This window comes from Terriglobia bacterium (assembly GCA_020073085.1).
Taxonomy (GTDB): Bacteria; Acidobacteriota; Terriglobia; order JAIQFV01; family JAIQFV01; genus JAIQFV01.
Genome location: JAIQFV010000003.1, coordinates 321,076 through 343,892 on the forward strand (window position 1 = coordinate 321,076; position 22,817 = coordinate 343,892).

Below are 22,817 nucleotides of genomic sequence, written 5' to 3' on the forward strand. Positions count from 1 at the left end.
AAGTTATTGGCATTCACTACGCAATGCGCAAACGCGGAGACAAAACCGTCATTTCCGGACCGAATGGCGCTATAGCGCCGGGGCTCGATCGCGAACAGCTGGATTCGCTGTTCAGCGCCACCTATGAGGAGTTGCGCCGCCTCGCCGCCTCGGTGCGGAGTGGCGATCCCGCAGCGACCTTGAATCCCACCGCGCTGGTGCATGGAGCGTGGCTCAAGCTGGCGAAGTCCCCCGGCTTTGTCGTCACCTCCCGGCTCCACTTCAAGCGGATCGCCGCGCGGGCCATGCGACAGCTTCTGGTCGAAGCAGCCCGACGGCGCGGTTCACACAAGCGGGGCGGAGCAGGCCAGGCCGTTGTTGTCACCTTTGACGAGGCACTCAGCCAGCCGGCCTGTTGCGAAGAGGACATGTTGCGGCTCGACATCGCGCTCGATGAACTGGCGCGTCTCAACCCCCGCCATGCCGTCATGGTAGAGAGCCGATTCTTTGCGGGGCTTGACGTCAGCGAGACTGCGGAATTGCTGGAGGTATCCGAAGCCACAATTCTCCGCGACTGGCGGGTGGCCAGGGCCTGGCTGGCGCATGAACTTCACAAGGGTCGGTAAATGTGGGGGGCGGGCCTCCGTTTTTGTCCTGCCTGTTCAAGGAGACGATGGACCGCACGCCTTAGGAACGAATTCAAATCCTGTGCCACGAAACCGCGAATCAGTACGCGGACGAGGCGGATTTCGCTGACATTCGCTCCGCCGCGATCTCTGCGTCTCCGCGGTGTATCCCCGGTTTATTTCTTATCTCCCCAAATTCAATTTGACTCCCCACGGCCTCCTCCTTATGCTGGGCCGCATGTTGGATACCTTCTTCAAGCTCACGGAAAATCGCACGACCGTTCGCACGGAACTGCTCGGCGGAGCCACCACCTTCGTCACGATGGCCTACATCATCGTGGTCAATCCCGCCATTTTGAAATTCGCCGGAATCCCCGCGGGGCCGAGCACGGTCGCAACCATCCTGGCCGCTGTATTCGGCTGTCTGCTCATGGGGCTCTATGCGAACCGGCCAATCGCCGTTGCCCCGTACATGGGCGAGAACGCCTTCATCGCCTACGGGCTCACCGCCATGGGGATCGGCTGGCAGCTGTCCCTGGGGGCGGTCTTCGTGAGCGGCGTGGGGTTCACGCTGATCACGCTCTTAAGAATCCGCTCCTGGCTGGCGAATTCAATCTCGGTCAGCATGAAGCACAGCTTCGCCGTGGGAATCGGGTTGTTCCTCGCCTTCATCGGAATGTATGAAACCGGCATCGTGACCAGCGCGGTCGCCGGTATGCCTCCGCAGGCCCTGCTCGCGGCGAATGCGACTGGACTGCGGGCTCCCGATGTTCCATTGAAAATCGGCAATCTCGTCGATCCCCTGGTGCTCTTAGCGATTTTTGGATTTCTGCTGACGGTGACCCTGCTGTATCGAAAGGTGCGCGGAGCGATTCTCCTGGGAATCGGGGTGACAGCGGTCCTTGGTTATTTCCTGCATCTTGGCCATGCGCCCCAAGCGGTGGTCACCCTCCCGTTCACCGGTGAGTATTCGCTCAGTTCGATTGCCTTCAAGCTGGATATTGCGGGAGTGCTCCGGCTGAGTTTTCTTCCCGTCTTGCTGACCCTTTTCCTGATGGGGTTTCTGGACACGCTGGGAACACTCGTGGGGGTGGGCGCCGCCGGGGGCCTGGTGGACGAAAAGGGAAATTTCCCTAAGATCGAACAGCCGATGATGGTGGATGCCGTCTCCTGTATGTTCAGCGCCCTGATCGGCACCACTACCAGCGGGGCATATATTGAATCCGCAACGGGCATCCGCGAGGGCGCTCGCACCGGCCTGGCTGCGGTGACGACCGGCTTGTTGTTTGCAGCTTCACTCTTTTTTGTCCCTTTGCTGGAGCCCTTGCAACAACTCAAGTACGCGTATGGACCGGCCCTGATTGCCGTTGGAGTCCTGATGGTCCGCTCCATCACAAAGATCGATTTTGAAGATTTGACGGAATGGGTGCCGGCTTTTGCGACGGTCGTGATGATGCTGTTCACCTATAACATCGGGAACGGACTGACGGCGGGTTTGGTCCTATATCCTGTACTCAAGCTTCTCTCGGGCCGGGGCAGGGAACTGAATTGGGGGTCGGTGGTGCTTGGCCTGCTGTGTGCCGTTTACTATGTGTTTGGGATGCCACACTGATTGCTGAGGCGGGTGAGGCCCTCCGGGGAACAGGAGCCGGCCACCCGCCCATCTCGGAGAGGGCACATCCGCGAGTCTTACGCGAGGTGAAATCACACTTCTTCGCTCGGAGTGCTTCCATTTCTGATTCCAAATTCTTGTTTACTTTCGTTTATGGACCGGAATGCCTCCAATCACGAAAGTCTTCCCTGAAACCGTGCGCAGAGCGGTCACAGCAATCGGCGTGGGCGAGGTAATTCGAATTCCCAACATCGACAAATCCCCTGACAGCAAACTGAGAAAGATGGTCCAATTAGGATCTGCACTCATATACTCATTAGCAAAGCGTGACATTTGGCTATTTGCCTTAAGCGTCACTGTAACGCTGGCAAAGGGAATGCCGTTCACGGGAACACTGACGAGCCCTAATGCTTCCAGCGTGACCGTGGTGTCGGAGGATCCCGGGTTGACCATGGCGATGCCGGTTCCGATCTTCGGTGTTTGTTGGGCATTGATCCAAAACTCTGTACCTGTTTCGGTGGCCGGTACGCCAACCAATCCCATCACCTCGTTCCCATCCATTATGTCGTACACGACCTGAACAGTGGTGTCGTCGTCACAATCAGTCGAGCACGTTTGCGTCATCGACACGTCGGCATAGCCGGCCTGGACCACCTCGGGACTGGTCAGCGCCGTCAAAGTCAAGGCGAATGCCTGCCCGGCCTTCAAGGTTGTCATGATGGAATTGGCGGGAAGGGGTGGAAAATTAGGAATACCATCAATGACCATGATGACAGCCATGGCCCCTCGAGTAGATTCGTTTAAGTCCACCGAGACGGTCTTAGAATCACTGGTAGGATTGCCCAAAAGGATATGGGTGCGGTAATTTCCGCCGACCACAATCTGGGAGGCGTACCGATGAACGGCGGTCTCGTCCTGGAAAACGGCGCTTTTCGCGGGGACGACGCCTTCCTGAATCGAAAAAGCGTCTCCGGCCCTGTCTGAAGGAAGCGTCACTATCTTTGTTCTTCCTTGGTATCCAAACACAAAGATGTCCTTTTGGCCCTGGAGGGGCTGTGCTGCAAGGTATTCGACCGATAACAACACTGCTGCCAGAAATAGAATTGTTCTTTTCATAATTAAGTATCCTCCTCTGAATTGACCTCAGTGAGGGATGGCGGACGAAACGACAGCATCCCCGGCACGGATGGCTGAATGGCCCGGGCCGGGATGAAACTGTGCCCGCTGGAAAACACTTGAAAGAATCCGCTTTTTGGAAATGGGGTACTTCTAAAGCGCTCCAATGACCACAATGGAACAATCCAACGGGATCGCGCGTTCGATGATTTTATCTGGCCGGGGGAAACGGACGCCGATCCAACCGCATTCCATTATAACGCCAGGGCGGCCGCGATTGCAATTACTCGGAAATAATCTTGACTGACTTCAAGACGATCGGGGTCATGGGGACGTTCGCGTATTCCGGGTTCACTGCCTTGGTCGGAGTCGTTCCAATCTTATCGACTACATCCATTCCTTCCATCACCTTTCCAAAGACCGCATAACCCATCGCCCGATTGGAGCTTCCATGATGGTTCAACCTGTTGTTGTCGACGAGGTTGATGAAAAACTGCGCCGTAGCGGTGTCGGGCTCTTCTTCACGGGCCATGGATAGGGTTCCACGGTCGTTGAGCAGGCCATTGGCGGCTTCGTTCTTGATCGGGGCCCGCGTCGCCTTTTCCTTGAGATCCGGTGTCACCCCTCCACCCTGGATCACAAACCCCCGCATGACCCGGTGAAAAATGGTCCCGTTGTAAAAGCCGATCCTCGCGTATTCGAGAAAGTTCTTCACCGTAATCGGAGCTCTATCGGGATAGAGTTCGATCTTGATGTCTCCCATGGAGGTCTGCAGGACAACCAGCGGGTTTTTGGGAGCGGGCTCCGCAGATCCGTTGGCTCCTGCGGTAAGAACAGACCCAAGAGTGACAAGGCAGAGCGCTGTCAGCAATAATCGAAGAATTTTCATTAGCGTTTCCTGAGAAAGAACTGCGAATTGAGAAACTTTTCATTGCAGTGACGCAGGGCCCGCAGAGTCATCTGCGAGCTCGGCGTCCCCGCGGTAAATGATCCTTCAGATCAAAATCAATTCGGGTCGCTTCTTGATCAGATGTTCAAACCACAGATTGCCCAGCTTCTCTTGCACCGTATTCTGGCGAAGCCGGTCATTCAGATTCTTGAAATCGACTTCATCCATGGGCTGGTCCTGATTGAAGCAGGAGAAGACCGGGCCCGTCGGTTCACCGGACTGCGGGTCGACGTGCATCTGCAGGCACTGGGCGCACACTTCCTTCATCATGCACTGCATCGGGGAATTAATGGAAGCGATGGCGGTGTGGCCCGGGGTGAGGTAATCGCACAGCACGCTTCGCCGGGCGACTTTGACAGCCCCCATCATGCGATCACTGCCGATGGCGATGATGCGTTGGATGCCATGGAAATTAAACAAGGGCGTGCCATGCTCGGGCTCCAACGACCCCTCGGCATAGTGCTTCATGGCCTGAACGATATTGCCCCGGAAGCTCCGATCCTGGGGCCGGAGCGTGTCAATCATCTCCCCCTGGTCCACGCTATAGACCACCTGGTCGCAGGCGGACTCGATTTCCTCTCGTTTGTAAAAATCTTCCTTCTTCTTGTACCCGGCGAAATAAATGACGCGACATCCATTCTCCTTGAGCGCCTTGGCGATCGAGAAGAGGACCGCGTTCCCCAGTCCGCCGCCCGCGAGCAGCACGGTCTCATTTCGTGGAATCACGGTCGGGGTTCCGGTAGGTCCCATCACCACGACCTGCTGTCCCGGCTTGAGGGTGGCGCAGAGGCGGGAGCTGACTCCCATCTCCAGAACGATCATGGAGAGCAGACCCTTCTCGCGGTTCACCCAGGCTCCCGTGAGCGCCAGTCCTTCCATCATCAGGGTGGACTCGTCAATCTTCGGACTGTCCACTTCATAGTTCTGTAACCGGAAAAACTGTCCCGGTTGAAATTTCCTGGCCTGCATCGGCGCATGGACGATCACTTCAACGATGGTCGGGGTCAGCCGGTGGACATTGACCACCCGGGGAATCAGCTCCTCATCGAGTCGGTCGATCAGTCTTTTGAAACCCGGCTCCCGTTGGGGCTGCCCTTCGGGGGTCAAGGTCTTCATATGTTTCTCGAAGACCTTCACAATATGCGGGTAACCCTGCTTCGCGGAGGCCATCGCCTTGACGACGTTGCCTTCAAAGACGGGGTGATTGTCGCCGTAATAGGTGATATAACGTCCCTCTCCCGACCCGTCCGGCGCCGCGCTGGAATAGGATGTAAAAAAGGCCGGGACCCCTGCGTCTTCTCCTGCGACCAGCTCGAATTCCTTTTCCTCTCTATTCGAGGGGCCAACACCATTGCCGGACCCGGACTTGAGGTGATAGCCCTTGAAGAACTCCCTTCGTTCATCGAGCTCAAAAGTTCCGGGACGCTCCCTCTCATAGATGATGTTGGGGTTGGTGCCGGCGGCCACCATCAAGGTCCGGGCCGGCAGATTCACGTTTTCTCCAGTTCCCGTCCATTTCCCCTTCTCATTCAAGGTCTGCCGCTCAAAGACCACGCCGTCGAGTGAGCCATGTTGATTGGTGAGGGCTTCGACCGGGGAAACGCGTTCGATAAAGTAGATGCCTTCTTCAAGAGACTTGATGATTTCCTCGTGGTTCAATCGATAGGCGGGAGAGTCAACGATGGACTTGCGGTAACAGAGCGAAACGCCTCCCCACTGCCGCACCAGGGGAACAAAGTCAGGCTCTTCGTGAGCTTCGAGTGCCCGTCGCCGCTCGGCCCTGACGGCCCGCCCATGCTCGATGAACCGTCCTGCAATTTCGCGTTCTTCCGAATCGTACATTGAGAGGATTCTATCCTCGCCGTATTCCGCCACCAGAGTTTCATAATGGTCGAGGAACTTTTCCACCTGGATCGGATAGTACGCCATCAGCTCCGTAGCGGTGTCGATCGCAGTCAACCCGCCACCAATGACGAGGGCGGGCATCTGGACCTGAAGATTGGCCAACACATTCCGCTTAAATGCCCCGGTCAACTGAAGCGCCATGAGAAAATCACTGGCCATTCGCACCCCGCGGATGAGGCTGTTCTTCATGCCGACCTGGGTGGGCTTGCCTGCCCCCGTGGCGATTGCAATGTGATGGAAGCCAAACTCCCACGCATCTTCGATGGTCAGCGTCCCGCCAAAGCGTATGCCGCCATGGATGCGAAACTTGTGGCGGCGCGAGAGCGCCAAATGCAGCAGGGTGAGAAAATTCTTATCCCACCGCACCGTGATACCGTATTCACTGACGCCGCCAAAGCCCTCCAGGATCCGCTGGTCCAGTTGATGATAGACCGCCTTCCAGTCCGCGATCGGCGTGGGCAAATGATCCGCATCTCCGGTCAGACTTCGAGGCAACGGCTCAATCTTCAACCCATCAATGCCGACGACTCCAAAACCTTCATTCAAGAGGTAGTGGGCGAGGGTGTAGCCCGCAGGGCCCAGTCCAACCACCAAAACGTTCTTGCCATTGTAGGGCAGGGCATAAGGCCGCTTCACGTTGAGGGGGTTCCAGCGGGTCAGAAGCGTGTAGATCTCGAATCCGTAAGGCAGGCCCAGAACATCGGTGAGGATCCCCGTTTCGGCCTGGGGGATATTCACTGGTTCCTGCTTCTGGAAGATGCAGCTCTTCATGCAGTCGTTGCAAATGCGGTGTCCCGTACCGGGAAGCATCGGATTGTCGATCACGACCGCGGCAAGAGCGGCCAGCGAGTCGCCGGCCTTCTTCAGCAGGTGAGCCTCCGAGATCTTTTCATTGAGCGGGCAGCCGGCCAGTGGAATTCCAAGGGGATTCTTCTTATACCCTCCCGTCTTTTCCTCAAATCCTTTTGAACACGAGTCCTTGTCGCGTTCGTGGCAGTAAATGCAATAGTCCACCTCTGAATAAACCTGCTTCGAAGAATAACGGGGGTCCGTCAATTTGAAGCCGTCGCGTCGCCGCAGCTTCTCCTCCGGGCCTGTGAATAGCTCCCCCATCTCGGGCCGGGGTTGAGCGACCCTGACAAGGTGTTGGTAGTCAAGATTTTCAGGACGCTTGAAAGACACCCAGTCCCTGGTCTTAATTTTTCCGCGGGGATCGTGTGCCACGGCGGCAGACCAGTCTTCGGTCAATACAATCAAACCGTGTAAAAACTCAGCGTCTTGCTCAATCGAATTCTGCTTCGATTCGACGCCAGGAATTCCTGAGAACAACGCAGTTGCCTGGGAATTGGATTGGAGCGCTCGCCGGAGGGCATGAATTCGCGCTCTGTCTTCTGGTCCCAGATCCTCCTTCGTGGACAGCGCGGCTGAAGCCAGCTTCTCCAATCTTAGAAGCTCGCCCACCATCAGCGCAAATCCGAGTTCAGGATCTTTCTTATTTAAAGTCTGAGGAAAGGCCGATTGACGAAGGAAATCGACCTGCAGGTCTAGCCTTGAAAAATCCAACTGGGCCAGTTGGTCCGCTTTATGTTTCTTGCCGGCACGCCTCTGGACAAAGAACTTGTACTCAAAAATGGATTGCTCTTCTTGTGCCTCCTCGATCATCCGTTCCCGCGCGGTATCCACATGGAACAGGCGCGCCAGAAAGACACTGAGATAAGGGGCCATGTGGAGAATCAAATTGGATTCCGAGAGGGGAGTCATCCCACGGCCCTGGCATTCAGAATAGGCCGCGAAGTCCTTGGCCAGGGTCGGATTCTTGTCGGCGACCCCTGCAAAGAACATTTCGGCCAAAGCCTTCAGCCGGTCAGGCTGGTAGAGATCGGAATAGCGAAAGCCCTCCACTCCCAACTCAAAATCGTTATCGTGCGGACCGGAAGGCGTGATGGAGACAAAAAAATCGCCCACTTTTGAATGGGCGATGGCTGCGGGCTGGTGCGCCTGAAGGGCCACCTCAATTTCGATCACGCATTCCAGAGGTTTGATTCGCCGGACGACACCCTCCACGGGTTTGCTTCCCTCAGTCACGCAGATGGAAAGCCGCGTCCCCGGCAAGTACATGACGTCGTCGCTGGGTAACTTGATCTCAAAGAGAACCGATTGGCTCTCATGCTGATGACAGAAAAGGACTTCATACCGATTGAGAGACGCGTCGACGGCCTTGGACATGATCAGGTCTTTGTCACCTCAAGAGATTCCAGCTTGGGCTGAAAAGGGGTGCTCGCGGCAGATGCACATGAATATCCATTATCGCATGCAGAGCGAAATTTCTTCAAGCGGTTTGAGTGGCCTGTCCCCTTTGAATGCGCAAGCTTGCTTGCACTTTGGCCTGGTGTGGCAGGGCTGCCCCGAAGGGCTCCGTGCGAAGAAAACTTCAGGCTTGGAAAGCGGCAGCAAGCTGCCGCACTCCAAAGCCTAAGGCACATTCACGTGTATTTCGAACTCCATGTGGGCCTTTTGGTTGTCCCGTTCGATGTCCGTCTGGAGGAGCCAGACGCCATCCATTGAAAAGGTCCCTTTCCCGAGGTACATTCCGTTTTCGGCGGATGTGGCCTCAAATTCCTCCTTGCCCATGTCCATCAATGGCATGACCAAGGCGAAGCGGACCTGGGCCCCTCCAATCGGCGCCCCATTGGGACCAACCAGCTTTAACGTGAAACTCGTCTCTTTGCCGCTCGCAGCCGGCATTGGAGCAAGCATTAAGGTCCCCCTCCATCCCAGCTCCCTGGACGATTGTTCCAGAATCGAAAAGTGATTTGCGTCGGCGGTCTGTTGAGCGGGACCGGATTGAGGTTGTTGCCGTCCGCAGGCCGAGAAGAAAAGGAGGAGAGCAAGAGGCAGAATGGCTTTCACCAAGACAAAAATACGCATGAGAAATTCCCTGAAGGAAATGATGATCGCAGGTCGTCCAATACGAACGTCATTGAAAATGTGACAAAATCGTGCGTGATTCAACGTAGGGGGGCATAGCTATGCACCCCTACCGCGAAGATCCCACAAATACGCCATGTAACTCTAGTTCCAACATTTGTATTAGTATGCTAACACATCCTCAAATTCGCACCCACATCCAACCGGAGGGACCACCCTCTCAACTCCAGACTGGAGCTGACTTGGAATTCACCCAGGGCGTCTGTCTTGACCAAAGACATGCTTAACTCTATATTCTGTTGATGCCGAAGAGTTTTCTGGACCAGATCCGCCCGGAGGTTCTCAACAACGTCGCCCTCCTGAAGGAGGAGATGGCGCCCGAGGAGTGGGAAGAACGGGCGCTCCGTCGAAGCGTTAAGGCGGATTTCTGTTCGGTCCTCACGCGGCCCGACTCCCTGAACATCATCGCTGAGATTAAGAAGGCCTCTCCTTCGCGCGGCGTCCTGCGGGAGAATTTCGATGCGGTCGCGTTGGCGCGAGTCTATGAGGAGCACGGGGCGGCTGCGCTCTCTGTCCTGACTGAAGAAAAACACTTTCAGGGGAGTGTTCGCGCGCTGGCACAAATCGCATTGTCCTGCTCGCTCCCGATCCTGCGGAAGGATTTCATCCTGGATGAGGTTCAGATCGCCCAGGCACGGTCAAATGGCGCTTCCGCCGTCCTTTTGATTGTACCGTTTTTGACGCAACCCGATTTAGAGAAGCTGATTATCGCCTGCCGCAAGTACTCGCTTGCCGCGCTCGTGGAGGTGCATACTGAAGAAGAGCTGGTTCGTGCCAACCTTGCCCGCGCAACCTTACTCGGGGTCAATAATCGGGACTTGAAGACGCTGGAAGTGAACCTGAAGGTCTCCGAGCGATTGATTCAGCATAAGCGTTCCGGTCAAATTTTCGTGGCGGAGAGCGGATTGACTTCGAACGAACAGTTGAAGAGCCTTCATGCTGCCGGATATGATGCCTTTCTGATCGGAGAGCATTTCATGAAGTCGGCAGATCCGGGCGCTGAACTGGGCCGTCTAAGAGGGAAGCCATGACCCATGTAAAGATTTGCGGCATTACCCGGCTGGCTGACGCGCTCGTGGCGATCGACCTGGGTGCCGCGGCCCTCGGCTTTAATTTTTATCCGCGCAGTCCCCGGTACATTTCAATCCGGCAGGCCTCAAAGATCCTTGAAAATCTCCCGCCTTTTGTATTGAAGATTGGGGTGGTGGTTAATTTCGGCCCGGCGCGGGACATCCGGCGGCTGGCCCTGGCGCTGGGTCTCAACGGCATCCAGCTTCATGGTAATGAGCCTTCAGAAATGGCTGTTACCCTGAAGCCCTTGATGGTGGTCAAAGCCTTTCGGGTGACTGAGGACTTTAAGGTAACCGAGCTCCAGCACAATCCGGCGTCAGCGGTTCTTCTCGACGGCTTTGAGCCCGGGAAATTTGGCGGCACTGGAAAGACGATCGACTGGAATCTCGCTCGCCGCGCCTCCCGCTTCCACCGTATCATTTTGTCGGGAGGACTCACTTCTGCCAATGTCGGGGAAGCCATCCGGGCGGCGCATCCTTATGCCGTGGACGTTGCGAGCGGTGTCGAAAGCATGCCTGGCAAAAAGGACTACCGGAAGATGAAGACGTTCTTTGCTTCAGTGGAGAAGGCGGACCGGGAGAGTCGTCCTTAAGTGGAGCAAGTGCTCGGAGGAGCAGAATGGAAAATCTATGACCAGACCTTACAACTATCCTGACCCCTCGGGGCATTTCGGAAAATACGGCGGGAGATTTGTGCCCGAAACCCTGATGGCCCCCCTGGAGGAGCTCGATCAGGCGTATCGGGGAGCGCAGGCCGACGAGAAGTTCCACGCCGAGCTGGATGCTCTCCTCAAGAATTATGTTGGACGTCCTACGCCCTTGTTTTTTGCGGAGCGACTGACCCGCCGTCTCAACGGACCCAAAATCTATTTGAAACGCGAGGACCTGGCGCATACCGGTGCGCACAAGATCAACAACTGTCTGGGCCAGGGCCTGCTCGCCCGGCGGATGGGCAAGAAGCGCGTCATCGCGGAGACCGGCGCGGGGCAGCACGGAGTGGCCACCGCAACCGTCTGCGCTCTGCTGGGCCTGGAATGCGAAATTTACATGGGGACCGAAGACATGCGCCGCCAGGAATTGAATGTCTTCCGAATGCGCCTGCTCGGCGCCAAGGTGACTCCCGTTGATTCAGGCAGTCGAACCCTGAAGGATGCCATCAATGAGGCTTTGCGCGATTGGGTGACCAACGTGGACACCTATTATTTGCTGGGTTCGGTCCTGGGTCCCCATCCTTACCCCATGATGGTCCGCGACTTTCAGAAGATCATCGGTCAGGAAGCCCGGGCCCAGATTCTTGCCTGCGAGGGGAGGCTGCCGGATGCGCTGGTCGCCTGTGTCGGGGGCGGAAGCAATGCCATGGGTTTGATGTACGAATTTCTGGGAGAAAACAGTGTGCGCATGGTCGGCGTTGAAGCAGGCGGCCGGGGGCACGGCCTGGGGGAACATGCGGCCCGGTTTATCGACGCCGAAGGAGGCGGGGGACGCCCCGGAATTCTCCAGGGAACCTACTCTTATGTCTTGCAGAACGACGACGGTCAAATCTCCCTGACACACTCCGTGTCAGCGGGACTGGACTATGCTGCCATCGGCCCTGAACATGCCTTGCTCCACGATCTTCATCGTGTCGAATACACCCACGTGAGCGATGAGGAGGCCCTTGAAGCATTTCAGTGGCTCAGTCAGTTGGAGGGGATCATCCCCGCCCTTGAATCAGCCCACGCTGTCGCTTACCTGAAGAGACTGGCGCCTGACCTTCGCCCCGACCAATTGGTCATCGCAAATCTCTCGGGGCGCGGCGATAAGGATGTCGCTGAAGCCGTGCGTCTCATCAAGAGCTGAAGGGGGCGGGCAAGAGGCAAAATAATTTTGACGCTCCCTTGGGAGTGTGTTTAAATCGCAACTTGCCTTCACTTGAGCACAAAACTGTTCGACGGATCTGATGACGCCAAAATCTGATCGAAGAGTCTTTACCGTTTCCGAGATCACAGGCCGCATTAAGGGATTGTTGGAAGCGGAATTTGCGTCCGTGTGGGTGGAGGGTGAAATCTCGAACTTCACCCGCGCCGCTTCGGGCCATTTGTACTTTACGATCAAGGATGACACCGCTCAACTCCGCTGTGTTTGTTTCCGGACCCATGCCCGGGGGATCCGTTTTCGTTTGGAGGACGGACTGAAGATCGTGGCACGGGGCAGTTTATCGATCTATGAGCGTCGGGGGGAATACCAGCTCTACGTTGAGGTGATGGAGCCTGTCGGCATCGGGGCCCTGCAATTGGCGTTCGAGCAGTTGAAGGCGAAGCTGCAAGCGGAAGGATTGTTCGAGACGGCTCGTAAAAAACCCCTCCCCACGTATCCGCAGACCATCGGCGTGGTCACCTCTCCCACGGGAGCCGCCATTCAGGATATCCTCCGCATCCTGAAGCGGCGCAATGAATCGATCAACGTCCTGATTTACCCCGCGAAGGTGCAGGGAGAAGGGGCGGCGCAGGAGATTGTCGAGGGGATCCGATACTTCAATCGCGAACAAGAGGTGGACGTCTTGATTGTGGGGAGGGGAGGCGGCTCCATCGAGGACCTCTGGGCCTTCAACGAGGAACCTGTCGCGCGGGCCATCGCGGCATCAATTATTCCTGTAATCTCGGCCGTGGGACACGAAATCGACTTTACCATTGCCGATTTTGCGGCCGACCTGAGGGCCCCGACCCCCTCGGCCGCCGCGGAAATCGTGGCGTCGGCCAAGGATGAGATTTCAAAACACGTGGAGAGACTTTTCGACCGGATGGAAAACTCCCTGACCTTGCTCTTGAACCGGTCTCGGAGGACGCTCCTGGAGCTGACCGGGAGTCGGGGGTTCTCATTGGCCCATGACCGTCTCAAAGAGTTTCGTCAGTTTTTCGATGAGCTGGCATTCAAACTCTCCCTGGGCATGCACGACATCGTGCGCGAACGGCGCGCCAGGCTGCAACTTCTTCACAACCGGGTGGCGTTTTTCGATTTGAAAAAACTGATCCGGATGGCCGTTCTGAGGTTGGACCAATTGGAGAAGGAGGCCGCTTCGGGGTTTCGAACCTCCCTCTCGACCGCGAGAAATTCACTGATGGTCCTGGGCGGGAAACTCGAGAGCCTCAGCCCGCTTAAGGTCCTTGAACGCGGCTACGCCATCGTAAAAACGGAAGGCGGCGTAATTTTGAACGATGCGAAAGGAATCTCCGTCGGGACAACGCTCTTCATCCAGCTGTGGCAAGGTTACCTGAAGGCTCGTGTGACCGGCCCCAGCGCCCATTCCCACACTGACGCCGGAGATCAGCAGGGTGCATTAAAATTTGAGGAGTAGCTCCGACGGAAAGTGATTTAATAGACCAGTCCGAGGAATCCACAGGAAACCCATGGTCAAGTCAAAAAACCAGGATTTTGAAGCTGCCATCAAGCGGTTGGAAGAAATCGTCGCACAACTCGAATCCGGGGACTTGCAACTTGAGAAGTCCCTGGAACTGTTTGAGGAGGGCATCAAGCTGTCGCGCTTTTGCCATACCAAGCTCGACGAGGCTGAGCGCAAGGTGGAAGTCCTGCTCAAAAACGCCGAGGGCGAGTTGAAGCGAACCCCGTTTGAAGAAGAATCGGGCGGCGATTCGAATGCAGAGGAAGGTTCCGAAGAGGATTGAATCCCCGTGGAAGTTCCAAAGTTTCTCATAGAACGAAACCGCCAGGTCGATGAGGCGCTGGATCGATTATTGCCCGGAGTGGACCAGAGGCCCGAGTCCATCCACCAGGCGATGCGGTACAGCATCTTTGCCGGCGGCAAGCGATTGCGCCCTGCTCTGTGCCTCGAAGCCGGGAAGGTGGCGGGGGCCGTTGAGCAGGAATTGATTCCGTTGGCTTGTGCCCTCGAAATGATCCATACGTATTCACTGGTTCATGACGATCTGCCGGCCCTCGACAACGATGACCTTAGGCGCGGCCAGCTCACCGTTCACAAGAAGTTCGGCGAGGCGATCGCTATTCTGGCAGGAGACGCTCTGCTGACCCGCGGGTTCCAGATCCTGTCGGGGATTGATGGCTCCTATCCTTACACGGAACGGCGGTTGACCGCCATGCGCGAGATTGCCTGTGCCATCGGCACCGTGAACGGGATGATCGGCGGACAGGTGGCCGATCTCGAAGCGGAGGGAAAGGTTATTTCGGCGGACCAGCTGCACTACATTCACAGCTCAAAGACAGGGGCGTTGATCCGTGCTTCGGTTCGCGCTGGAGCGGTTATGGGAGATCCCTCAGAGAGCCAACTTGAGGCGCTCACCACTTATGGCACGAGGATTGGACTCGCGTTTCAAATCGTAGACGATATCCTCGACATGGTAAGCTCCCGCGAGGTGTTGGGGAAGACCCCTGGAAAGGACCGTTCCGAGAGGAAAGCCACTTATCCAGCCCTGTTTGGATTGGACGAGTCCAGGCAGAAGGCACGTAAGTTAGTGGATGAGGCTATTCGATCACTTGAATTTTTGGGGGAAAAGGCCGATCATCTGCGCGAGCTGGCCCTGTTTTTTGTCGAGCGAGCCGCGTGAACCAGCTTGCTGGGACCTCAGATTCGGCGGCCTTTTGAAGGACTCAAAGTTCTGACCATGAAAGATCCTACAATATGGAATATCAATATCTTACCAAGATAAACTCACCCGCTGATTTAAAACTGCTTTCGCTGGCAGAACTGGACGTGGTGGCGGAAGAGTTGCGTCATTTCATGGTGGACGTGGTCTCCAAAGTAGGCGGCCATTTGGGTGCAAGCCTCGGTACCGTCGAGCTTACCCTGGCACTCCACTACGTTTTTGACGCACCCGGGGACAAGCTTGTTTGGGATGTCGGGCACCAGGCCTACGGTCACAAGATCCTGACCGGGCGTCGTGACCGTTTTTACACGCTCCGTCAGTACCAGGGGATCTCCGGATTTCCCATGCGCCAGGAAAGTGAATACGACGAATACAACGTGGCCCACGCCTCGACCTCCATTTCGGCCGCCCTGGGAATGGCGGTAGCGCGAGATTTAAAGAAAGAGAATAACTACGTGGTTGCCATCATTGGGGACGGCGGACTGACCGGGGGAGTGGCGCTGGAAGGACTCAATCAGGCGGGCTACCTGAAAAGGAAGATGTTGATCGTTCTGAACGACAACGAGATGTCGATCTCCCCCAATATTGGTGCGATTCCCGGTTACCTGAACCGCATTGTCCAGGGACAAACCTACATGCGATTCAAAAAAGAAGTGGAACGAATGGTCTCCTCTGTTCCGCATATCGGCCCGCGCATCTTCAGGATCGTCAAGGATACGGTCGATGCCATGAAGACTTTCATGGTGCCCGGCCTGATGTTTCACGAGCTCGGTTTCGACTATGTCGGTCCGCTCAACGGACACAGCATCCCCACGCTGGTGGAAACCCTGCAGAACATAAAAAACAACGAAACCCCGACCATCCTTCACGTGGTAACGAAGAAGGGGAAGGGTTACTCGCCGGCGGAGTCCTCGCAGGATAAGTATCATGGTGTGACCCCGTTCGACCCGGAAACGGGGCAGATGAAGAAGGCCGTGGGCGGTCCCCCCACTTACACCTCGGTCTTCAGCAAGACACTCATCGAAATCGCCCAGCGCGATCCCAAGGTGGTTGCGGTCACGGCGGCCATGCTCGAAGGCACGGGCCTTGAGAAATTCAAGGAACACTTCCCTGATCGCTGCTTTGATGTCGGAATCGCCGAACAGCACGCGCTGACATTCGCATGTGGACTGGCGACACAGGGGATGAAGCCGGTCTGCGCCATTTACTCGACTTTCCTGCAGCGGGGCTACGACCAGATCTATCACGATATCTGCCTGATGGACCTGCCGATCACCCTGGCCATGGATCGAGCCGGGATCGTGGGCGCGGACGGGCCGACCCACCATGGCTTGTTCGATATCGCGTACCTGCGCACGCTTCCCAATATGATGCTGATGGCGCCCAAAGACGAGGCGGAGTTGCGCCAGATGATTTACACGGCGATCGAAATTCCTCACCCCACGGCGGTCCGCTACCCTCGCGGCAATGGCGTGGGAGCATCGCTGGATGAGCCCTTGCATGCGTTGGAAATCGGGAAGGCGGAGATTCTCCAGGACCACGGGGATGTGGCCATTATCGGCTATGGCCATATCATGGCGGCCGTGTTGCAGGCGGCGCAGAAACTCGAGGAGCAGGGGATCCACTGCACCATCATCAATGCGCGCTGGGCCAAACCCCTGGATGAGGAGTTGTTTTGCGTCCTTGCCAGCGAAAAGAAATGCCTCGTCACCGTGGAGGATGCCGCGTTGATGGGTGGATTCGGCAGCGCCGTGACCGAATTGTTGGTCGAACGCAAACTGCTCCCCGTCCGCATGCTGCGGATCGGGGTTCCGGACCGGGTGATCCCGCAGGGCGCTCCCAACTTGCTGTATGCCAAGTTTGGCCTGGATGCTGACGGCATCTTTGAGCGCATCAAGTCGTTTGTGACCGAAGAAGGCATTCACACCAGCAAGAGCCATCGACTGGGGTCAAAATTGTAGCGAACCCGGCTTAGTCCCATTGTCCAAGTTTTGGATGGACGTGCTCCGATCAACACGGATCCGTCAAGTCAACTCTCGGTTCGACCCTTTGCCGAAGGCGGGCGAGGAGTTCCTATTGCCTGCCCAGCAACCGATTCATATTCCTTGAGTCTGAGTTCCGAAGTTAAGGGCGTCAAGGAAGTGTTAGGTTCTTCGATTCAAATCGATTGGGATGGAATGAAGGAAGGGCGCAATTGTTCCGCCCTTGAAGGGACAGGAAAGAGAGGGAGAGACGTCTGACTCTGTTTCTTCGGTCCATGCTTTTCGAGTAAGGCGGTCGTCTCTCTAGGCCCGAAGGGCTGTCAGATTGTAGCCCCACCTGAAGCTCCGCGTTTTTTGCGGAGCGAGGGTGGGGGACCAATGAGATAAAATGTGAGAGCCCCGCTTGCGGGGCGAAACAAGGCCAACCGTTCCAAGATACCGAACCTCCTAATTGATGCCCTGCACTCGGAAAGAGCTCGCCCTTTCCTGCAGAAAAGAGAGATTCCGAGGGCGCTTCGCCTGCCAGGAAAGCCTCCAGTGTCCCGATGTCGCTTCGAGAATCCAACCGGCGGATTTGGGCTCCCCTAATTCGTGAAATGAGAAGGGTAACGGGGGAGCGGAGAGAAAGCATTGCAGAGAGGAACAGGCAAGGGGATTATTGTCTGGTACTTTGAAGATCCATTCGGCAACGCCTTTCGCCCCGCCAGCGGGGCTCGGATGTCATTGGGGAGATCGGTACCCCACCCTCGCTGCGCCCCGCAAAGAACGCGGGACGGAGCTTCCCGCCACGGCGGATCTTCGACAGGTGGGGCTACGATCTGAGAGCCCTCCGGGCCTAAAGGGACAAATTCCTCGGTCGAAAAACATCGAAGAATGGGAATCGAATCTTCCTCCCACATTGATCATGGCTTTCAACTTCGGAATTCGGGTTGAATCTGCTTTCCTCCTTTTCACATCGAAGGAATTTGAAGCCGCTCCATGAAACAACGAATCGACAAACTTCTCGTCGACCTTGGAATCGCGGAATCGCGGGAGAAGGCCCAGGCTCTGATTCTGGCGGGGCAAGTGTTGGTCGATGGGAGGTGTATCGAAAAAGCCGGCCAACAGATTCCAATCGATTCTCCGATCCGGCTCAAGGGCGTGCCCATGAAGTATGTGGGCCGGGGAGGGTTAAAGCTCGAGGCGGCGTTGGACCATTTCTCGATTAGCCCCATGAGCAGGCTATGCCTTGACATCGGGGCTTCGACCGGGGGCTTTACCGACTGTTTGCTGCAGCGCGGCGCCGTGGGTGTGATTGCCGTCGATGTGGGAACGAATCAATTGGACTGGAAGTTACGCCGTGATTCGCGGGTGGTTTCGCTCGAGAACACAAACGCCCGGTACCTCAAATTCGAAGGCCTCGGAACCCAGGTCGATTTGATCGTCGTTGACGTTTCATTCATTTCCCTGGAATTGATCGTTCCCGTGCTCCCCCCATTTTGCAGGCCATCCACGGAGGTGTTGCTGCTCGTCAAACCTCAATTCGAGGTGGGGAAAGGGGAGGTGGGAAAAGGAGGCGTCGTCCGGGACCCGACCCTCCATCAGCGGGCCGTCGAAAAGGTGACCGAAGCAGGGGAGAGGTATGGATTCGAAATCAAAGGTAGCGTAGAATCGCCCATCACCGGAGCCCAAGGGAACAAAGAGTTCTTCCTGTGGCTGCGGCCTAAGTGAGCGGGGCATACTCATGCAAATTCAATCCGTCGGGATCATTACCAAGCCTCGCAAGAAGGAAATTGCCGCGGTCATCCGGCAACTGGTCGAATGGCTTGAGCTCCGCAAGGTATCCATCCTCTTCGATCATGAGACCTGCGAGTTGCTGGGGCGATCGAACGAAGGCGTCGGGCGCAATGAAATCCCGGCGAAAGTGGATCTGATCATCGTCCTGGGGGGCGACGGCACCATGCTCGCGGTCGCGCGCGTAATGAACGAGAGGGAAGTCCCCATCCTGGGCGTGAATTTCGGCCACCTCGGATTTCTGACCGAAATGACCTTGGAAGAGCTCTTTCCGACCCTGGAGCTGGTTTTTGCGAATCAGCACACCACCGACTCGCGCATCCTTCTGGAAGTTGAAGTCATGCGGTCGGGAGAGATCATCTCCCGGCACCAGGCCCTCAACGACGCTGTCATTAACAAAGGCGCGATGGCCCGCATCATCGACTTCTCGGTCAAGGTCGACAACCAGTTGTTGTCGGAGTACAAGGCGGACGGTTTGATTGTTTCTACGCCCACGGGATCCACCGCGTATTCCCTGGCGGCGGGGGGCCCGATCATTTTCCCCACGATGGGGGCGTTTGTCATTACCCCCATTTGCCCCCACACCCTGACCAACCGGCCCATCGTGATTCCGGACCGGTCGGTGGTTCGAGTCGAGATCGGACGGGGAGGAGAGTCGACGTTCCTCACGATGGACGGTCAAGTGGGCCTCGCTTTGCGCGAGCATGATTCTGTCATTGCGCGCAAATCGAAACGACGCCTCATCCTCGTCAAGCCGAGACAGAAAAGTTACTTCGATGTGCTTCGAGAGAAACTGAAGTGGGGCGAGCGATAGTTGGATTCTCTGCGATCTCCGCGCCTTTGCGGTCATATTTGAGCGAATACTTCATTGATCAACCGGACTGACTTCACCCCAAGGTCCACGCTTTCATGAAAAAATGGCTCCGGCCCTCGCTGACCACACAGATCCTCATCGGTCTGGCCGCCGGCATCCTCCTCGGATGGATCTCCCCCCACTGGGGAGTGGCCATCAAGCCGATGGCCGACATCTTCCTGCGCATGATCAAGATGATCATCGCTCCTCTGATCTTTTCCACCCTGGTCATCGGCATCGCCGGAGCGGGCGACTTTAAGCGGGTTGGACGCATTGGTCTGAAGGCCATTATTTATTTTGAGGTGGCCACCACCATCGCCCTGCTCATCGGATTGGTGACCGTCAACGTTTTCAAACCCGGCGAATACGTTGCCAGGCCGGCTCAAGCCGCCGTCCAGACAGCCGCGGCTCCCGTCCCGGAGGGTAAGACTGTGCCCGTCCCGAAATCGCCCTCGGGAAAAGACTTTCTCATTAGCTTGTTTCCGACCAGTGTCGTCGATGCCATGGCCCGAGGGGATATCCTGCAGCTCGTCATCTTCTCAATCTTTTTCGGGCTGGCGCTGGCGGCGGTGGGTGAAAAAGGAAAGCCGCTGGTTTCAGTTCTGACCGCCGTCGCAGACACGATGTTCAGGTTCACTGATTTCGTGATGCGCTTTTCCCCGCTGGGCGTGATGGCTGCCATTTCCGCGACGGTGGGGGCCAAGGGTTTATCGGTCTTGAAGGGCTATGCCAGCCTGGTGATCTGCTTCTATGGGGCCCTGGTTTTCTTCGTTTTCGTCGTGCTCTTTTTGATTTGTCTCATTATCCGGGTTCCCTTTTTTAGACTCTTCAGGGCCATTCGCGAGCCGTTCACCATCGCCTTTACGACTGCTTCCAGCGAGGCGGCGCTACCGACCGCGATGGAGTCGATGGAACGGTTCGGGTGCCCCCGCGAGATCGTCGGATTTGTGCTGCCCACCGGATACAGCTTCAACCTCGACGGCGCGACACTCTACCTCTCGCTCTGCTCGATCTTTATCGCGCAAGTGTTCGGAGTTTCGCTTGATGTGAAGACGCAGGTGGTCATGATGCTCACCCTGATGCTCACCTCGAAGGGGGTGGCGGGTGTGCCGCGGGCATCCCTGGTCGTGCTGGCGGGAACCATTGCAAGTTTCAACCTACCCATGGAAGGGATCGCCCTGCTGCTGGGGATCGATCAGATCCTCGACATGGGACGTACGGCCGTGAATGTCACCGGGAACTGCGTCGCCACGGCAGTGGTCGCTCGATGGGAGGGTGTCCTGGACGACGCCAAGATGCTTCAGGTTGAGCCGGGCGCTGTGGAAATCACCGAGTGATTACGGCCGCAATGGAGATCCGTGTCACCTGTGTTGTCCGCGTCCAAACCATCCATGCTAGAAAACGCCACAGACTGGCTGTTACCCGAGTCGCTCACGGAATCGAAGGATGGAGCTCGCCCCGCGATTCGATGGAACGGGCAATCGATCACTTATCGCGACCTCGTTCTTCAGACAAACCAGATCGCCCGTTTCCTCCAGTCCCGCGGATTGGGTCACCGGCAATGTCTCGCGGTGATCCTTCGAGACTCCCCGACTTTCATCGCCACCTTCCTGGCCGCCATGAAGATTGGCGCCGTGCCTGCATTGATCTCCACCTTTGCGGAGGGCAGGGAACTCGAACACATCCTGAATTTATGTGCGGCGCGGTTGGCGATCGTGGGGGAAGGATCGTTTCAAAGCCTTCATGCAGTCCATCACCGCTTGCGAAACCTTGAGTACGCGTTTGTGGTGGGGTCTGAAGCCTACGCGAATCTCCCAGCAAGCGATGATTGGATTTCGCCCTTCTCCTATGAAGAGGAGTCCACGGCCACGGTACTGGTCAGCCCCACCACGTCCGGAGACCCCGCCTTTTTCTTGTTTACGTCCGGATCGACAGGCGAGCCCAAGGCGGTCATCCACTGCCACTCTCATATTCGTCACACGGTCGAGAACTACGGCCGGTCCGTTTTGAAGCTCACTCCCAATGACCGGACGTTTTCATCCTCACGCTTATATTTTGCCTATGGTCTGGGGAACTCGCTGTCTTTCCCTCTGGGGGCGCGGGCGACTACTATTTTGTGCACCGAGAGACCGACACCCGAAGCCATTTCTAAAATTATGCGAGACGAGGCTCCCACTGTTTTTTTTGGTGTGCCGGCGGTGTATCGGGCGTTGCTGGAGCATCACCGCCACGTCGACAAACTTAGAATGGACTCCTTGCGATATTGCGTATCGGCGGGGGAGGCCTTGCCGGCAGTCGTGTTCCAAGAATGGAAGCAGACGTTTGGAGTCGAGATCCTCGACGGAATTGGAACTACCGAAGCCCTTCACATGTTTCTTTCAAACCGCCCCGGCGAGGCGTGTGCAGGCTCCAGCGGAACTGCGGTCGAGGGATACGAGATCCGGATCCTCGACGAATCGGGCAGGGAAGTCGAGGGGCGGGCCACGGGGAATTTGTGGGTCAAGGGAAATACCTTCGGTCCCTACTACACACCGACACACGGGTTTTCATCGACGCCGGTCACGGATTGGGTCAGAACGGGCGACATTTATCGATGTGATGAGAACGGCCACTACTATTTCTGCGGCCGCAGCAGCGACCACTTCAAAGTGCAAGGATTGTGGGTTTCACCCGTTGAGATTGAGGAAAGATTGCTCGAGCACGAGGCCGTTCTGGAAACCGGGGTCGTCGGCATTGTGGACCAGGGCGGACTCATTACCGCACGCGCTCATGTCGTCCTCAAGAAAGATAAACAGGCCAGCGAGGCCGAGCTCAAGGAGTTCCTGTCCCGCCGGCTCCATTCCTATCAAGTCCCCCGCAACATTATTTTCATGGACAATCTTCCGAGGACGGCCACCGGCAAGCTTCAGCGCTACAAACTTCGGGAACTTGAGATCGAACGCGGATGAACACGGATGAAAATGGGGTGAACCCACGTCCGAATTGAATAGCGTTCTTTAGCGGCGGAGCGACAGGTTGGAACAATTCTCACTCCTGGACTACTCGATCGCTCGCAAAATCGCGAATTGTATCCCCCGCACTCTTTGCGGCCATTGCGCCTTCTTAGCGCTCTTTGCGGTTAGCTTTTGCTTTTTCTTGAATCTCAAATTTCAGATTTCAAATCTTGTCGTTGACCGATTCGACCCTCCGACATGCCCTCGAAGACGGCTTTCCGCTTGACGATTCTGCGTCCTGCGGTATATAAACTCTGATTCTGCTTTGCCCGCGCGTCCTCGTCGTCTAGCCCGGCCTAGGACACCGCCCTTTCACGGCGGTAACACGGGTTCAAATCCCGTCGAGGACGCCAAAATTCCAAGAGATGTTCCA

General features: G+C 56.6%; 17 protein-coding genes and 1 tRNA gene. 14 read left to right on the forward strand and 4 right to left on the reverse strand.

Annotated features, from left to right (window positions below; all coding sequences use genetic code 11):
* Positions 1–23: 23 nt before the first annotated feature.
* Positions 24–605, forward strand: coding sequence for a sigma-70 family RNA polymerase sigma factor (locus tag LAO21_05630; GenBank protein ID MBZ5552180.1), 582 nt, complete (start codon positions 24–26; stop codon positions 603–605).
* A 226-nt stretch (positions 606–831) separates the two neighbouring features.
* Positions 832–2,217 (forward strand): NCS2 family permease, encoded by a 1,386-nt coding sequence (locus LAO21_05635; protein ID MBZ5552181.1) that lies wholly within the window; start codon positions 832–834, stop codon positions 2,215–2,217.
* Between the two features lie 141 nt (positions 2,218–2,358).
* On the opposite strand, the gene LAO21_05640 is transcribed toward LAO21_05635, so the two are convergent.
* The 4 genes from LAO21_05640 to LAO21_05655 all read right to left on the reverse strand — a co-directional run bounded on the left by LAO21_05640 (position 2,359) and on the right by LAO21_05655 (position 8,944).
* Positions 2,359–3,333, reverse strand: a complete 975-nt coding sequence (locus LAO21_05640) for a hypothetical protein (protein MBZ5552182.1) — start codon at positions 3,331–3,333, stop codon at positions 2,359–2,361.
* Between the two features lie 283 nt (positions 3,334–3,616).
* Positions 3,617–4,222 (reverse strand): peptidyl-prolyl cis-trans isomerase, encoded by a 606-nt coding sequence (locus tag LAO21_05645; protein MBZ5552183.1) that lies wholly within the window; start codon positions 4,220–4,222, stop codon positions 3,617–3,619.
* Positions 4,223–4,327: 105 nt separating this feature from the next.
* Positions 4,328–8,305, reverse strand: coding sequence for an FAD-dependent oxidoreductase (locus tag LAO21_05650; GenBank protein MBZ5552184.1), 3,978 nt, complete (start codon positions 8,303–8,305; stop codon positions 4,328–4,330).
* Positions 8,306–8,659: 354 nt separating this feature from the next.
* Entirely contained in the window at positions 8,660–8,944 is a 285-nt protein-coding gene (locus LAO21_05655; protein ID MBZ5552185.1) for a FixH family protein, read from the reverse strand.
* A gap of 473 nt (positions 8,945–9,417) precedes the next feature.
* On the opposite strand from LAO21_05655, the gene trpC reads away from it, so the two are divergent.
* The 12 genes from trpC (at position 9,418) to LAO21_05715 (ending at position 22,797) form a co-directional block, all read left to right on the forward strand.
* Positions 9,418–10,206, forward strand: coding sequence for an indole-3-glycerol phosphate synthase TrpC (gene trpC, locus LAO21_05660; protein ID MBZ5552186.1), 789 nt, complete (start codon positions 9,418–9,420; stop codon positions 10,204–10,206).
* On the forward strand, positions 10,203–10,838 hold the full coding sequence (locus LAO21_05665; protein MBZ5552187.1) for a phosphoribosylanthranilate isomerase: 636 nt from the start codon (positions 10,203–10,205) through the stop codon (positions 10,836–10,838). The genes trpC and LAO21_05665 overlap by 4 nt, the downstream gene beginning before the upstream one ends.
* A gap of 37 nt (positions 10,839–10,875) precedes the next feature.
* The gene (trpB, locus tag LAO21_05670; protein MBZ5552188.1) at positions 10,876–12,084 is read left to right on the forward strand and encodes a tryptophan synthase subunit beta; all 1,209 of its coding nucleotides are present in this window, start codon (positions 10,876–10,878) and stop codon (positions 12,082–12,084) included.
* 100 nt (positions 12,085–12,184) lie between these two features.
* Positions 12,185–13,579, forward strand: a complete 1,395-nt coding sequence (xseA, locus tag LAO21_05675; protein MBZ5552189.1) for an exodeoxyribonuclease VII large subunit — start codon at positions 12,185–12,187, stop codon at positions 13,577–13,579.
* Positions 13,580–13,631: 52 nt separating this feature from the next.
* Entirely contained in the window at positions 13,632–13,907 is a 276-nt protein-coding gene (gene xseB / locus LAO21_05680) for an exodeoxyribonuclease VII small subunit (GenBank protein ID MBZ5552190.1), read from the forward strand.
* A gap of 6 nt (positions 13,908–13,913) precedes the next feature.
* Positions 13,914–14,804 (forward strand): polyprenyl synthetase family protein, encoded by an 891-nt coding sequence (locus tag LAO21_05685; protein MBZ5552191.1) that lies wholly within the window; start codon positions 13,914–13,916, stop codon positions 14,802–14,804.
* A gap of 74 nt (positions 14,805–14,878) precedes the next feature.
* Positions 14,879–16,804: a 1-deoxy-D-xylulose-5-phosphate synthase gene (dxs, locus tag LAO21_05690; GenBank protein MBZ5552192.1), complete on the forward strand. Its 1,926-nt coding sequence runs from the start codon at positions 14,879–14,881 to the stop codon at positions 16,802–16,804.
* A gap of 999 nt (positions 16,805–17,803) precedes the next feature.
* Complete coding sequence (locus LAO21_05695) at positions 17,804–18,535, forward strand: TlyA family RNA methyltransferase (protein MBZ5552193.1); 732 nt, start codon at positions 17,804–17,806, stop codon at positions 18,533–18,535.
* A 13-nt stretch (positions 18,536–18,548) separates the two neighbouring features.
* Positions 18,549–19,412 (forward strand): NAD(+)/NADH kinase, encoded by an 864-nt coding sequence (locus tag LAO21_05700; protein ID MBZ5552194.1) that lies wholly within the window; start codon positions 18,549–18,551, stop codon positions 19,410–19,412.
* 95 nt (positions 19,413–19,507) lie between these two features.
* A complete protein-coding gene (locus tag LAO21_05705) occupies positions 19,508–20,788 on the forward strand; it encodes a cation:dicarboxylase symporter family transporter (protein MBZ5552195.1) in 1,281 nt (426 codons plus the stop codon).
* A 54-nt stretch (positions 20,789–20,842) separates the two neighbouring features.
* The gene (locus tag LAO21_05710) at positions 20,843–22,399 is read left to right on the forward strand and encodes a benzoate-CoA ligase family protein (protein MBZ5552196.1); all 1,557 of its coding nucleotides are present in this window, start codon (positions 20,843–20,845) and stop codon (positions 22,397–22,399) included.
* Positions 22,400–22,719: 320 nt separating this feature from the next.
* Positions 22,720–22,797, forward strand: a tRNA-Glu gene (locus tag LAO21_05715).
* Positions 22,798–22,817 lie beyond the last annotated feature (20 nt).

Coding starts and splice junctions, on each gene's coding strand:
- LAO21_05695 (MBZ5552193.1), top strand. CDS start 17,804: ATGAAACAACGAATCGACAAACTTCTCGTCGACCTTGGAATCGCGGAA.
- LAO21_05640 (MBZ5552182.1), bottom strand. CDS start 3,333: ATGAAAAGAACAATTCTATTTCTGGCAGCAGTGTTGTTATCGGTCGAA.
- trpB (MBZ5552188.1), top strand. CDS start 10,876: ATGACCAGACCTTACAACTATCCTGACCCCTCGGGGCATTTCGGAAAA.
- LAO21_05655 (MBZ5552185.1), bottom strand. CDS start 8,944: ATGCTTGCTCCAATGCCGGCTGCGAGCGGCAAAGAGACGAGTTTCACG.
- LAO21_05700 (MBZ5552194.1), top strand. CDS start 18,549: ATGCAAATTCAATCCGTCGGGATCATTACCAAGCCTCGCAAGAAGGAA.
- LAO21_05645 (MBZ5552183.1), bottom strand. CDS start 4,222: ATGAAAATTCTTCGATTATTGCTGACAGCGCTCTGCCTTGTCACTCTT.
- LAO21_05650 (MBZ5552184.1), bottom strand. CDS start 8,305: ATGTACTTGCCGGGGACGCGGCTTTCCATCTGCGTGACTGAGGGAAGC.
- LAO21_05635 (MBZ5552181.1), top strand. CDS start 832: ATGCTGGGCCGCATGTTGGATACCTTCTTCAAGCTCACGGAAAATCGC.
- LAO21_05630 (MBZ5552180.1), top strand. CDS start 24: ATGCGCAAACGCGGAGACAAAACCGTCATTTCCGGACCGAATGGCGCT.
- xseA (MBZ5552189.1), top strand. CDS start 12,185: ATGACGCCAAAATCTGATCGAAGAGTCTTTACCGTTTCCGAGATCACA.
- LAO21_05705 (MBZ5552195.1), top strand. CDS start 19,508: ATGAAAAAATGGCTCCGGCCCTCGCTGACCACACAGATCCTCATCGGT.
- LAO21_05710 (MBZ5552196.1), top strand. CDS start 20,843: ATGCTAGAAAACGCCACAGACTGGCTGTTACCCGAGTCGCTCACGGAA.
- dxs (MBZ5552192.1), top strand. CDS start 14,879: ATGGAATATCAATATCTTACCAAGATAAACTCACCCGCTGATTTAAAA.
- xseB (MBZ5552190.1), top strand. CDS start 13,632: ATGGTCAAGTCAAAAAACCAGGATTTTGAAGCTGCCATCAAGCGGTTG.
- trpC (MBZ5552186.1), top strand. CDS start 9,418: ATGCCGAAGAGTTTTCTGGACCAGATCCGCCCGGAGGTTCTCAACAAC.
- LAO21_05665 (MBZ5552187.1), top strand. CDS start 10,203: ATGACCCATGTAAAGATTTGCGGCATTACCCGGCTGGCTGACGCGCTC.